Origin of the sequence: Streptomyces paradoxus (assembly GCF_014202475.1) — a bacterium.
Lineage (GTDB): Bacteria > Actinomycetota > Actinomycetes > Streptomycetales > Streptomycetaceae > Streptomyces > Streptomyces paradoxus.
This window is the reverse complement of the sequence record NZ_JACHGV010000017.1, coordinates 132,687-145,770: the sequence shown is the minus strand read 5'-3', so window position 1 is coordinate 145,770 and position 13,084 is coordinate 132,687. Positions and strand designations below refer to the sequence as shown.

Sequence of the window (13,084 nt, the reverse complement as noted above, 5' to 3'; positions counted from 1 at the left end):
GGATCGGTCCTGACCGTCGACGGCGGGTACACCGCTGGCTGAACACCCTGCTGGGCATCACCATCAGCAAGGAGCTGAACGACCTGTTCTCCGTCTCGCCCACTGCCTCGGGCGACCGCTGACCGCAGCATGACCGATCGACCACGAGTCGAACGGATGCCCCGATCGTCGCACCGCGACCCGGACCGCATCGCCGATGACTGCCGACGAGCCGAGGCCGCGGGCTGGGCCGGCGTCGACCTCCTCGCGCACCGCGCCACCGATGCCGACCCTCTCGACCTGGTCCGCGCCGCCACCACCGGCCGTGCGGTCGTCGCCGACTCGATCACCAACACCGACCAGATACAAGCACTCGCATCAGCCGGAGCCGACGCCTTCACCATCGGATCCGCCGCCTTCGACGGCTCTATGCAGCCCCACGCCGGCACCCTCCGGTCCCAACTGGCCCCAGTGGTGGGTCTGTAGCGTGAGCCGCCCCCGGAAACCCAGATGCGAGGCGGCGCGGAGCTTCCCCGTGCGTGGGGACGCGGTCACCGTTTCGCCGTCCCGGAAGAAGTGGCATCCGCCAGTGCACAAAGACCGGGCAAGGTCACAGGCGAGGTGAGGTCGAGTCACGCGGCCATCCGCTGGACCTCTTGACTCCCCCCTGAGCCGCTGCCATTCTCTGTGCCAGATAATAGCACGACATGCCACATTGTGGCACAAGGGAGTATTTGAGAGCGGGGATCGATTCCCGAGCCCGGGACGAACACGAGCCTTGGGGCCCCAGGGTGCGCCCTCCCCGAGCCGCCACAAAGCATCCTCACGCTCGGGGCCCAGCTTGCGGCCCGGCGTTACGAAAGGAAAGTCCTGTGTCAGCTGCGAGGAAGCGCGTCGCGGTGGTCGGCGTGGGAACGATGGGCAGCCAGGCCGCCTGGCGGCTGGCCACCCGGGGTGCCGAGGTCGTCGGCTACGACCGGTTCGCGCCCGGTCACGACCGCAGTGCCGCAGGCGGTGAGACCCGGGTCTTCCGCAGTGTGCAAACCCACGACGGCCGCTATGTCCCGCTCGTCCGGCACGCCGACGCCCTCTGGAAACGGTTGCAGGCGGAGACCGGGCGCGAACTGCGCCGTCTGACCGGAGCCCTCGTCATGGGGCCGGCCGACGACCCCGAGATGCGTACCGTCATGGACGGCATCGCCGAGCACGGCCTCGACCACGAGGTGATCGACACCGAGGCGATGACGAAGCGTTTCCCGCAGTTCCGTGTCGACGACGGCGACCTGGTGGTCCTCGACTCCCACGCGGGCTTCGTCCGCCCCGAGCTGACGGTCCAGACCGCGGCCCGGCGCGCCGAGGAGCTGGGGGCCCGGATCCGCCGCTACACCCCGGTGCGGGAAGTCACTCCCGTCGCCGGGGGAGGAGTGGAGATCCGCACCGACACCGACACCGAGCGCTTCGACGCCGCGGTCGTCACCCCGGGCCCGTGGGTGGGCGACCTGCTGCCCGACCTGCCGTGGGAAGTGAACGTCCACCGCGCGATCAGCGCCTGGTTCCTGCCCCACGAGGACCACCCGGCGGACGCCGAGCGTCCCGCCTTCATCCGCTGCGGCGACACCCCCTTCTACGGCATCCCGTCCCCGGACGGCCTGGCCGTCAAGCTGGGTCTGCCCCAGCCGCACCACAAGCTCGTGGGCGATCCCAACCGGCTGAACCGGACCGTCGCACCGGAAGAACTGGAGACCTTCACCACGGCGGTGCGACGCCACCTGCCCGGCCTGAACCCCGACCCGGTGCGCCTGTCCGTCTTCATGGAGGGCTACACCGACAGCACCCGCCCGCTGGTCGGCCCCCTGCCGGGCTGCGACGACATCGTCCTGCTGGCCGGCTTCTCCGGCCAGGGCTTCAAGATCTCGCCCGCCATGGGCGACATCGCCGCGGACCTCGCCCTGGAGGGCCGCACCTCCCAGCCGATCGACTTCATCACCACAAAGGGCCGCACCGCGGCCTGAGCCCGAACGAGGAGAGCCATGACCCTGACCATCGGCGCGCTGCGGGCCGAGCCCGGCCGGAAGACCCGCGGGAGCCTGTCCGCCGACCTCGGCTCCACGACGGTGGAGGTGCCCCTGATCCTCGTCAACGGCTCCCGCCCCGGCCCCAGGGTCGTGATCACCGGGGGCGTCCACGGCGGCGAGTTCATCGGCGTCGACGCCGCCACCCGCCTGGCCGGGCTGCTGGAACCGGAAGAGGTCGCCGGCCAGCTGGTGATCTGCCCGGTGGCCAACCCCCCGGCCGTTTACGGGGGCAGGCTCAACATCTCCCCGCTGGACGGCGTCAACATCAACCGCGTCTTCCCCGGCGACAAGGACGGCGGCCCCACCGACCGGATGGCGGCCTGGCTGTTCGAGCACCTGATCGACGGCGCCGACGCCTACGTGGACCTGCACAGCGGCGGCATCGACCAGCGCCTGCTCGACTTCGTCGGCTACCGCCTGACCTCCGACGACGAACTGGGCGCGAAGATCAAGGGAATGGCCCACGCGGTCGGATACGAGCGGGTCATCTTCGGCACCAGCCCGGACGGCGGCAACAGCCACGCCGCGGCGAACAGGCGGGGGATCCCCGCGATCCTCGTCGAGACCGGCCAGCTCGGCGACCGGGACCCGGCCACCGTACGCAGGCTCCTCGACGGCCTGTACCGGCTCCTGCACCACCTCGGCGTCATCGAGGCGCCGCAGCACCTCGCACCGGTGACCGTGCAGCCGCGCGACTGGATCTGGACCGGCGAGGTCGAATCTCCGGCCGCAGGCCTCTGGTACCCGGACGCGGTGACCGGCGACGAGGTGACCGAGGGGCAGACCATCGGCCGCATCATCGACCCGGCCGACGGCGCCGAACACAAGGTCGCCGCCATCTCCACCGGAATGATCATCTACAACATGAACGGGCTGACCGTGCGCCCCGGCACACACCTCGCCGCCATCGCCACCCCCCATGACTGACGGGCCTCATGCCCAACCGCTGAACGCCCCCGTCACACTGAGCTGGCTCGCTGTCGGTGGTGGCCCTGCGCGAGACCTAGGTGAGCTCGCCGAGTGAGCCGGGATGCCGAGGGACGATGCGCGAAGAAGGAGGTCCGCCATGGACGCCATCAACGAGAAGATCATCGCGGAGCTGACCCGCAACGCCCGCATCTCGCACTCTGAACTGGCCGGCAAGGTGCTGCTGTCCCGCAATGCGGTGCGCCAGCGCATCGAACGGCTGGAGCGCCAGGGCCACATCGCCGGCTACACCATCGTCCGTACAGGCGGCGGCACCGGCGATGTGGTCTCGGCGCTCGTGCTCGTCCACCGCCAGGACCGCATGCGTGGCGGCGATGTCCTGGCGGCACTCAAGCGCATCCCCGAGGTCGTCATCTGCGAGATCCTCAGCGGTGACTTCGACATCATGGTGCGTCTGGAGGCGGCGTCACTGGAACGCGTACGGGGCATCTGGGAGGACATCGCCCAGATGCCCGGTGTACGGGACACGGTCACCGCGCTCACTCTGTCCAGCGTCGTCAACCGTGGGCGAGGAGGGCGGAGTTCAACGGCACCGGGGTGAGCAGCGCATCGGCAGGTCCTTGCCGGTCACCGTTCGGTGCCAGGGGGTTCGCGCTCGGTGCGGAAGGCGGTCATTGGACCACTTCGCTGATGTGGTTGACGCAGACGACCTTGGGCTGGGTCATCTCCTCGAAGGCGAAGCGCACGCCTTCGCGGCCCATGCTGCCGTACTTGAACCCGCCGAACGGCATGGCGTCGAAGCGGTAGTCGGACGAGTCGTTGATCATCACTCCGCCGGCTTCCAGCAGCCGGGCCGCCGTCAGGGCGCGGTCCAGGCGCGAGGTGAAGATGCCGGCGTGGAGGCTGTAGTCGATGGCGTTGGCCTGCTCGATGGCGTCCTCGAACGACGTGAACGGCTGCAGCACGACGACCGGGGCGAACACCTCCTCCTGCCAGATCGAGCAAGTCGCCGGGACGTCTTCCAGGACGGTCGGCGTGTACAGGGCTCCGGTGGCGTCGTTGCCGCACAGCAGCACCGCGCCCTCGGCCACCGCCGTGTCGACCGTGGCCCGGGTGGCGGCCGCGGCCTCCTGGGTGATCATCGGGCCGACGTCGGTACGCTCGTCGAGCGGGTCGCCGACGCGCAGCAGCTTGGTGCGGGCGACGAAGGCGTCGCGGAAGCGCTCGTAGACCTCGCGGGCGATGAGGATCCGCTGGGTGCCGATGCAGTTCTGGCCGGCGGCCCAATACGCGCCGGAGACACAGGAGGCCACGGCCTCGTCCAGGTCGGCGTCGTCCATGACGATGACCGGGGCGTTGCCGCCCAGGTCCATGGCGAGCTTTTTCAAGCCGGCCGTGCGGGAGATGGCCTCGCCGGTGGTGAATCCGCCGGTGAAGGACACCATGCGCACGTCGGGGGCGGCCACGATCGCGGCGGCGATGCCGGCATCGCCGTTGACGACGGTGACGATCTCCTCGGGCAGGCCGGCCTCGATGAGGGTGTCGACCAGCCGCAGGGCGGACAGCGGCGTCAGCACGGACGGTTTGAGGAGGACCGCGTTGCCCCCGGCGATGGCCGGACCGAGCTTGTGGGCGACCAGATTGAGGGGGTCGTTGAACGGGGTGATGGCGGCGATGATGCCCAGCGGCTCGCGGGTGAACCAGCCCTGCCGTTTCTCGGAGCCCTCATAGGAGTCGAAGGGGATGACCTCGCCGGCGTTGCGCCGTGCCTCCGCTCCGGACAGGGACAGGGTGTTGACCGCGCGGGCGACTTCCTTGCGGGCCTGAGTGATGGTCTTGCCGGCCTCACCGACGATCAGCCGGGCGAAGGACTCGGCGCGCCGCTCGACCAGGTGGGCGGCGCGTTCCAGCACCGCGGCCCTGGAGGCGCGGGACAGCGCGGCCGCGGTGCGGCGACCGCACCTGGCCTGCTGCATGATGCTGCCGACGGCGCCCGCGTCGACGGTGGGCACCGAGGCGATGACGTCGCCGGTGTAGGGGTTGAGCACGGGTGCCGTGTCGGTACCGAGTTCGGCGCCGGGGGCCATGATGGTCTCAGACACGGTGAGTCTCCTGGAGAACGGGGCGCGTGGGGGCGGTGTCGTCGTCGGAGTGGCGCTGGTGGATGGCGATGATGTCCGACAGCAGGGCGTAAGCGGTCTCGATGCGGCCGGCGCCCGGCCCGCAGACCGTGACGGTGCCGAGGAGGTCGGTGTGGAAGGCGACCGCGTTGAGGGGGCCGGAGATCCCCGCCAGCGGGTGGTGTGCCGGCAGGGCGAGCGGGGCGACGCGGGCATCGACGCTGCCGTCCTCGTGACGGGTGGCGGAGCCGACCAGCTTCCAGCGCAGCCCCTTGCGGGCGGCGTCCCGCACTTCGTTCGGTGTGATCGCCGAGATGCCCTCGCAGAAGACGTCCTCTCGGCGCAGGTCGGCGCCGAGGACCTCGTTGGCCAGGATCATGACCTTGAGCTGGACGTCGTGGCCCTCGATGTCGGCGGTGGGGTCGGCCTCGGCGTACCCGAGGTTCTGCGCTTCGGCGATGGCGGCCGGCAGTTCGATGCCCTCTTCGAGGCGGCCGAGGATGTAGTTCGAGGTGCCGTTCATGATGCCCTGGACGCCTGTGATCTCCAGGCCGCCGAACATGCGCTCGGCGGTGCGCAGGATGGGGGTGCCGCTGAGTACCGAGCCCTCGAACTCGAAGCTGACATCACGCTCGGCGGCCAGCTGCTTCAGCGCGCGGCCGGCGAGTGCGACCGGTCCCTTGTTGGTGGTGCACACGTGCTTGCCCGATTCCAGGGCCCAGCGCACGTGGGAGAGGGCGGGCTCGCCGTCGGTGGGGTTGGTGAACGTCGCCTCCACGACGATGTCGGCCGGCACCTCGCGGATCACCGACTCGTTGCGCGGATCCGCGCTGCCGCCGGCCAGGCCCGCGAAGCTCAGCTCCCCGGGCTCGGTGGCCAGCAGCGGCGCCAGCTCGATGCCGTCGGGGTCCACCAGGGAACCGGCCCGCAGATCGGTGATCGCCACCACCCGCAGGGCGAAGCCCAGCTCCCTGGCCAGGCGTTCACCGCTCTGGGATATGAGTTCGGCAAGCGCGCGATTGACGCCGCCGAATCCGATGAGGGCGAGATCGTACCGGCCCATGAGATCGCTCCTTCGCAGTCCGCCGCCTTCACGGTGCGGCTGCTCAGAGCCTCGCTTCCCTGCCTGTCACCTGCTCCATGCCGCGACGACCACCCGGCATGCCGATCTGCACGGTTGCCATGACGATTCGCCCACCCCAGGCCCGGTGGGAACGGCGAGACCCCCATTCGATGCCTTCGACACCAAGGCGTTCCAGGGCGCTCGTCGGCCTCAACCCCGGCCGTTGCTCAGCCCGTGTGCAGCACTCGCAAGCGGTCGGGATGCGCCGGATCCCGGTCGACGACCTGGATGGGGGCCCCAGCCCACTGCCACACATCGATGCCCGGCACGCGGGAGAACCGGATCTGCCCGCGGGTGCCGTCGACCGCCACGCGCGGCCAGGCCGCCGCGATGCGAGACCGGTCCGTGCCGTGAGAACGCAGCACCTCGGCGAGGAGGGTGACCGTGTCGTAGCCCTCGAAGGCGACGAAGGAGGGCGCTTCGGTCAACCGCTCGCGCAGGGCCGCCTCGACGCGTGCACCGAGGGGGGTGAGCCGCTCGGGCAGGTAGCGCAGAAACGGCATCCCGGCACCGTCGCCGCCCAGCAGCGTCCCCCACTCGGCGAACTCGGGTTGCCCGGCCGGTGCACCGATCATGAGCTCGGCGAGGCGCCGGTCGCGGCGGACCGACCTGACGATCGGCACCGCCGGATCCGGAAGGCCGGTCAGGAGGAGGAGGGCTGTCGCGCGCCGGCCGGCCAGTTCGTCGCACAGGGCCGCGGGGGCGAGTGCGCGGGCGTCGAGTTCGATGACGCTGCCGCCGCGTTGAGTGACGTACTCCCGCAGAATGCGGGCCCCGGACGCCCAGTAGACACTCGGCTCGGCGGCAACGGCGATCCGGTCGCGGCCCGCGCCGAGGAGGAAGTCCGCGTACACCTGCCAGCCGCGGGACTGCGGCGGGGAGAGGCGGGCGATCCAGTCCGTCGGCTGGTCGGTGAGCGCGTCGAGAACCGACGACGAGCAGAGGAACGGCAGACCGAGCGCGTCGGCCCGGGTGGCGGCGGCGCGAGCGACGACACTGTGGTACTCGCCCGCCAGGGCGGTCACACCCAGGCGGGCCAGTTCCTCGACGGCCGCCTCGGCCCTCCGCGGATCAGCCGCGGTGTCCCGGACGACGAGCTCAAGCGGTGTCCCGGAGATTCCGCCGCCGTCGTTGACGTCGCGAACGGCCGCTTCCAGCCCGGCGAGCAGGTGTCGGCCCGCCTGGACCCAGCCGGGCCGGGCCAGCGGGACGAGGGCGCCGATCCGGACGGACTCGCCGGGATCGCCCAGGGGCAGGGCCCGGTCGTACGGCTGGTTGTCGTCTCGCCGCTGCGGGCGCACCTGGTTGACCATGCCGGCCATTGCATCCACCCCGACGCCGATGGGCAACCGGTTTCCCGCCCTGTTCAGGGGAGCTGCTGAGCGACCGGCTTCCTGACGCGGTCCGTCTCGTCCTGGACGAGCAGGGAGAGCAGGGACGCCACGGACAGGCCCGCTTCGGCCGGGTGGCGCAGCACCTTGTCCGGCTCGATGCGGTAGTTGTTCGTGCGCCCGTCCCGGGTGTGGGACAGGTAACCGTCCTGTTCGAGATCGGAGATGATCCGTGAGACGGCGCGCTCCGTGAGCCGGCAGCGGGCGGCGATGTCGCGGATGCGGGCGTTCGGGTTGTCGGCAATGGCTGCCAGAACGCGCGCGTGGCTGGTGATGAACGTCCATCCGGTGTGGGACTGGGGCACTCCGACCATGCGCAGCATTTTAGGGGACCCCGTTGCCGGAACGTAGATACGTGACATAGTTTTCATGCAACAGATGACGTGCTCCCGTTCGGGAGAGGCACAGAAGGAGCCCGAAGGTGCCCTGGGACCAGGTCGGCATGCCCGCGCTCACGCGTGACACCGGCGCCAAGCCGCTCCCGCAGCAGGCCCCCGCGCATACCCGTCCAGGGGCTGGGCTGTCGCAGTACGAACGGCACGGGGCCTGGGTCGTCGTCGCCCGTGGCGCCTACGACATGGACTCGATCACGCCGTTGGCAGACGCGCTGTCCAGCGCGGTCGGCAGGTATCCGAAGGTGATCCTGGACGCCTCCGGCATCACCTTCGCGGACTCCACGCTGCTGAATGTGCTGATCCTCACGCACCGAACGGGCACCCTGCGCGTGGTCGCCCCTTCGCTGCAGCTCCAGCGGCTCTGTGAGATCACCGGAGTCGACAGCCTCCTGCAGATGCGGGCGTCGGTCGATGACGCCGCCGTCTCCTGAGCCGCCGTCGTGCTCACGTCTTCTTCACAGAAGAGGACCGGCGGCATAGCCTGCGGAAGATCCGTCAGGCAGCGGCGGGGACGGGGCTCGCCCGGGCATGTGCGGCACTGCCGTAGACGTTGATCCAGGCGTCTCCCGAGGGGCTCGTGACAGGGCGCCGCTGTTCGGTGAGGGCGGCGGCTCCTGCTTTGTTCAGGGCTTTAAACGTGGGTTAACCTGCGGCGTATTTCCACATCACATACACATCCGTGACTGCGGAGATGCATGCACGACAACCGGGCCGCCCATCGGTCCGGGGGTTCCGAGTTCTCGGTTTCGAGGGCTCTTGGGGAGCGGAACGAGGGTGCGCATGACCAGCGACAGCACTGGCGTCGTCGATGCGGTGCCGGGCGACCAGGAGTTGCGACGACTGCTGGCCGGCCTGACAGCCGTACGCGACGGGGACTTCGGCACCCGGCTGCCGGACGACGCCGACGGCCTCATGGGCGACATCGCCAAGGTCTTCAACGGCATGGTGGACCAGCTGTCCGTGTTCACCTCCGAAGTCACCCGGGTGGCCCGCGAGGTCGGCACCGAGGGCACCCTCGGCGGGCAGGCGGAGGTGCCGGGTGTCTCGGGCACCTGGGCCGACCTGACCGACTCGGTCAACGCCATGGCCGGCAACCTGACCACCCAGGTCCGCGACATCGCCCAGGTGGCCACGGCGGTGGCCAAGGGCGACCTCTCGCAGAAGATCGACGTGCCCGCCCGCGGCGAGATCCTCCAGCTGAAGGAGACCGTCAACACGATGGTCGACCAGCTGTCCGCGTTCGCCGACGAGGTCACCCGCGTCGCCCGCGAGGTCGGCAGCGAGGGACGGCTCGGCGGGCAGGCCCAGGTGCCGGGCGTGGCCGGGGTCTGGCGCGATCTGACCGACTCCGTGAACCACATGGCGGGCAACCTCACCAGCCAGGTCCGCTCCATCGCCCAGGTCACCACGGCCGTCGCGGAGGGGGACCTCTCGCAGAAGATCACCGTGGACGCGCGGGGCGAGATCCTGGAGCTGAAGAGCACCATCAACACGATGGTCGACCAGCTGTCCGCGTTCGCGGACGAGGTCACGCGCGTCGCCCGCGAGGTCGGTACCGAGGGACGCCTCGGCGGCCAGGCGGACGTCAAGGGCGTCAAGGGCACCTGGCGCGACCTCACCGACTCGGTGAACTTCATGGCGGGCAACCTGACCGGCCAGGTCCGCAACATCGCCCTGGTGGCCACGGCGGTCGCGAAGGGCGACCTCTCGCAGAAGATCACCGTGGACGCGCGCGGGGAGATCCTGGAGCTGAAGAGCACCATCAACACGATGGTGGACCAGCTGTCCGCGTTCGCCGACGAGGTCACGCGCGTCGCCCGTGAGGTCGGCACCGAAGGCCGCCTCGGTGGCCAGGCCCAGGTGCGCGGGGTGTCGGGGACCTGGAAGGACCTCACCGACAACGTCAATGTGATGGCGTCGAACCTGACCGGCCAGGTCCGCTCCATCGCCCAGGTCGCCACCGCCGTCGCGCGCGGTGATCTCTCGCAGCGCATCACGGTGGAGGCCGCGGGCGAGGTCGCGGCGCTGGCCGAGGTCATCAACACCATGGTCGACACGCTGTCGGCCTTCGCGGACGAGGTCACGCGCGTCGCCCGTGAGGTCGGCACCGAGGGGCGCCTCGGCGGCCAGGCCCACGTGCCGAACGTCGCCGGCACCTGGAAGGACCTCACCGACAACGTCAACTCCATGGCCAACAACCTCACCGGCCAAGTGCGCAACATCGCGCTGGTGACGACCGCGGTGGCCAGGGGCGACCTGTCGAAGAAGATCGACGTGGACGCCCGCGGTGAGATCCTCGAACTGAAGACGACGATCAACACGATGGTCGACCAGCTGTCCGCGTTCGCCGACGAGGTGACGCGTGTCGCCCGCGAGGTCGGCACCGAGGGGCGGCTCGGCGGCCAGGCCGAGGTCGAGGGCGTCTCCGGCACGTGGAAGCGCCTGACGGAGAACGTCAACGAACTGGCCGGCAACCTGACCCGTCAGGTGCGGGCCATCGCCGAGGTCACCAGCGCCGTCGCCGAGGGCGACCTGACCCGGTCGATCAACGTGGAGGCGTCCGGCGAGGTCGCCGAGCTCAAGGACAACATCAACTCGATGGTGGAGTCCCTGCGCGAGACCACCCGGGCCAACCAGGAGCAGGACTGGCTCAAGACGAACCTCGCCCGGATCTCGAGCCTGATGCAGGGCCACCGCGACCTGCCCGTGGTCGCCGAGCTGATCATGGACGAGCTGGTCCCGCTGGTGTCGGCCCAGTACGGGGCCTTCTACCTCGCCGAGGACGGCGACGACGGGCCCGAACTGCGGCTCGTCGGCTCCTACGGCTACCCGGAGGAGAGCAGCCGGCCCTCCCGCATCGCCTTCGGACGCACCCTGGTCGGCCAGGCCGCGCGCAGCCGCCGCACCATCATGGTGGAAGAGCTGCCGGACGGCTACGTGACCATCTCCTCTGGCCTGGGCCAGGTGGTGCCGAGCGCCCTGGTGCTGCTGCCCATCGTCGTGGAAGGCCAGGTCCTCGGCGTCATCGAGCTGGCCTCGGTCACCCGCTTCACCCAGATCCACCGGGACTTCCTCGCGCAGCTGATGGAGACCATCGGCGTCAACGTCAACACGATCGTGGCCAACGCTCGCACCGACGAGCTGCTGGTCGAGTCGCAGCGCCTCACGGTCGAACTCCAGGCACGCTCCACGGAGTTGCAGGTGCAGCAGGAGGAACTGCAGCGCTCCAACGCGGAACTGGAGGAGAAGGCCTCGCTGCTGGTGGCGCAGAACCGGGACATCGAGGCGAAGAACCTGCAGATCGAGCAGGCGCGCCAGGAACTGGAGACCCGCGCCCAGCAGCTGTCGCTGGCCTCGAAGTACAAGTCGGAGTTCCTGGCCAACATGAGCCACGAACTGCGCACCCCGCTCAACAGCCTGCTCATCCTGGCCCAGTTGCTGGCGCAGAACCCGTCGCGCAATCTCACGCCCAAGCAGGTCGAGTACGCCCAGATCATCCATTCCGCCGGTTCGGATCTGCTGCAGCTGATCAACGACATCCTCGACCTGTCGAAGGTCGAGGCCGGCAAGATGGACGTGACGCCCGAGCGGGTGACACTGCGGCAGCTCATCGAGTACGTCGAGGCCACCTTCCGGCCGATGACGACGCAGAAGAGCCTGGAGTTCACGGTGACGACCGCTCCCGGCGCGCCCGCGGACGTGCTCACGGACGACTCCCGGCTGCGCCAGGTGCTGCGCAACCTCCTGTCGAACGCCGTGAAGTTCACCGAGCAGGGCGGCGTGGAGCTGAGCATCGAGCCCGCGTCGGACGACGAGGTGCCCCCGGGCGTGGTCCGGGGCGCCGCCGTGGTGGCCTTCCGCGTCAAGGACACCGGCATCGGCATCCCCGAGCAGCACCTGGAGACGATCTTCGGCGCCTTCCAGCAGGCGGACGGCACGACGAGCCGCAAGTACGGCGGCACCGGCCTGGGTCTGTCCATCACACGGGAGATCGCCCAACTGCTCGGCGGTGCCGTGTCCGTGCACAGCACGCCCGGCCAGGGCAGTACGTTCACACTCTTCCTGCCCGTGGCGCGTCCCGACTTCGAGGAACTGCTCGGCCACGGCAGAACCCCGGAACGGGCCTCGGCCGAACCCGTGCCGCAGGGACTGGCCGGTTCGGTGCCGGTGCCGCAGATCGGGCCCGGGCCACGGCCCCGGCGCCTGCTGGTCGTGGAGGAGCGGTCGCGCGGTCTGCTGACCCTCGTCGCGGAGAGCGTGGTCGCCGATCTCACGCACGGCCGCGCCGACGGCGCCCAGCGGCCCGCGGTCGACATCATCACCGCCGTCGGCGCGCAGGAGGCGGCCGGTGCCCTCGCCTCCGAGCCGTGCCACTGCGTCGTCCTGGAGCTGGGCATGCCTGACGGCGAGGCGTCCCGCTTCCTCCAGGCCCTGGAAGGCGACTCGGCGCTGACGAGCGTCCCGGTGCTGGTGCACAGCAGCCACCCCACGGACGTGCCCCTGGACGAGACGCTGCGCTCCCGCTCGGAGGGCGGCGCACTGGAGTTGCTGTCCAGCCTCGACGAGCTGCGCGAGCGCATCGCCCTGCACCTGTCCGCCGAGGAGCCCGGTGACGTGCTCTCCCTCGTCCGTAACGAGGGGCCGCAGCATCTGACGCCCCCCTCCGTCGACGACGCGTCGGCCGGCCGCACCGTCCTCGTCGTCGACGACGACGCGCGGAACCTCTTCGCGCTGAGCGGCATCCTGGAGTTGCAGGGCTTCCGCGTCCTGCACGCCGAGAACGGGCGCAGGGGCATCGAGACGCTGGTGAACAACCCGGACGTCGCCCTCGTGCTGATGGACGTGATGATGCCGGAGATGGACGGCTACACCGCGACGGCCGAGATCCGGCGGATGCCGCAGTACGCCGAGCTGCCCATCATCGCCGTCACGGCGAAGGCGATGCCGGGCGACCGGGACAAGAGCCTCGCCTCGGGTGCCAGCGACTACGTCACCAAGCCCGTCGACACGCGCGACCTCATGGCCTGCGTCCGCCGCTGGCTGCCCGCATGAGCACACCGGCGCCCGGCCCGCT

10 protein-coding genes are annotated in these 13,084 nt (G+C 70.2%); 6 read left to right on the top strand and 4 right to left on the bottom strand.

What is annotated here, in order from left to right; translation table 11 throughout:
• The first annotated feature begins 156 nt into the window (after positions 1 to 156).
• The 4 genes from HNR57_RS36230 (at position 157) to HNR57_RS36215 (ending at position 3,582) form a co-directional block, all read left to right on the top strand.
• Positions 157 to 465: a hypothetical protein gene (locus HNR57_RS36230; protein WP_184567112.1), complete on the top strand. Its 309-nt coding sequence runs from the start codon at positions 157 to 159 to the stop codon at positions 463 to 465.
• Between the two features lie 386 nt (positions 466 to 851).
• Positions 852 to 1,991 (top strand): N-methyl-L-tryptophan oxidase, encoded by a 1,140-nt coding sequence (gene solA / locus HNR57_RS36225; RefSeq protein WP_313675757.1) that lies wholly within the window; start codon positions 852 to 854, stop codon positions 1,989 to 1,991.
• Between the two features lie 18 nt (positions 1,992 to 2,009).
• The gene (locus HNR57_RS36220; protein WP_184567110.1) at positions 2,010 to 2,981 is read left to right on the top strand and encodes a succinylglutamate desuccinylase/aspartoacylase family protein; all 972 of its coding nucleotides are present in this window, start codon (positions 2,010 to 2,012) and stop codon (positions 2,979 to 2,981) included.
• 139 nt (positions 2,982 to 3,120) lie between these two features.
• The gene (locus HNR57_RS36215; protein ID WP_184567108.1) at positions 3,121 to 3,582 is read left to right on the top strand and encodes an Lrp/AsnC family transcriptional regulator; all 462 of its coding nucleotides are present in this window, start codon (positions 3,121 to 3,123) and stop codon (positions 3,580 to 3,582) included.
• A 70-nt stretch (positions 3,583 to 3,652) separates the two neighbouring features.
• Here HNR57_RS36215 and HNR57_RS36210 read toward each other — a convergent pair whose 3' ends face one another.
• From HNR57_RS36210 to HNR57_RS36195, 4 genes are all read right to left on the bottom strand, one after another.
• Positions 3,653 to 5,083 carry an aldehyde dehydrogenase family protein gene (locus tag HNR57_RS36210; RefSeq protein WP_313675755.1) on the bottom strand — a complete coding sequence of 477 codons (1,431 nt, stop codon included), beginning with the start codon at positions 5,081 to 5,083 and terminating at the stop codon, positions 3,653 to 3,655.
• Positions 5,076 to 6,164, bottom strand: coding sequence for a homoserine dehydrogenase (locus HNR57_RS36205; protein WP_184567106.1), 1,089 nt, complete (start codon positions 6,162 to 6,164; stop codon positions 5,076 to 5,078). The genes HNR57_RS36210 and HNR57_RS36205 overlap by 8 nt, the downstream gene beginning before the upstream one ends.
• Before the next feature lie 227 nt (positions 6,165 to 6,391).
• Positions 6,392 to 7,546 carry an ABC transporter substrate-binding protein gene (locus HNR57_RS36200; RefSeq protein ID WP_184567104.1) on the bottom strand — a complete coding sequence of 385 codons (1,155 nt, stop codon included), beginning with the start codon at positions 7,544 to 7,546 and terminating at the stop codon, positions 6,392 to 6,394.
• A gap of 44 nt (positions 7,547 to 7,590) precedes the next feature.
• Positions 7,591 to 7,929, bottom strand: coding sequence for a helix-turn-helix transcriptional regulator (locus HNR57_RS36195; RefSeq protein ID WP_184567102.1), 339 nt, complete (start codon positions 7,927 to 7,929; stop codon positions 7,591 to 7,593).
• A 107-nt stretch (positions 7,930 to 8,036) separates the two neighbouring features.
• Here HNR57_RS36195 and HNR57_RS36190 point away from each other — a divergent pair, with 107 nt between their 5' ends.
• Both HNR57_RS36190 and HNR57_RS36185 read left to right on the top strand, forming a co-directional pair.
• Positions 8,037 to 8,441, top strand: a complete 405-nt coding sequence (locus HNR57_RS36190; RefSeq protein WP_313675753.1) for an STAS domain-containing protein — start codon at positions 8,037 to 8,039, stop codon at positions 8,439 to 8,441.
• 349 nt (positions 8,442 to 8,790) lie between these two features.
• Positions 8,791 to 13,062 carry a HAMP domain-containing protein gene (locus tag HNR57_RS36185; RefSeq protein WP_184567100.1) on the top strand — a complete coding sequence of 1,424 codons (4,272 nt, stop codon included), beginning with the start codon at positions 8,791 to 8,793 and terminating at the stop codon, positions 13,060 to 13,062.
• Positions 13,063 to 13,084 lie beyond the last annotated feature (22 nt).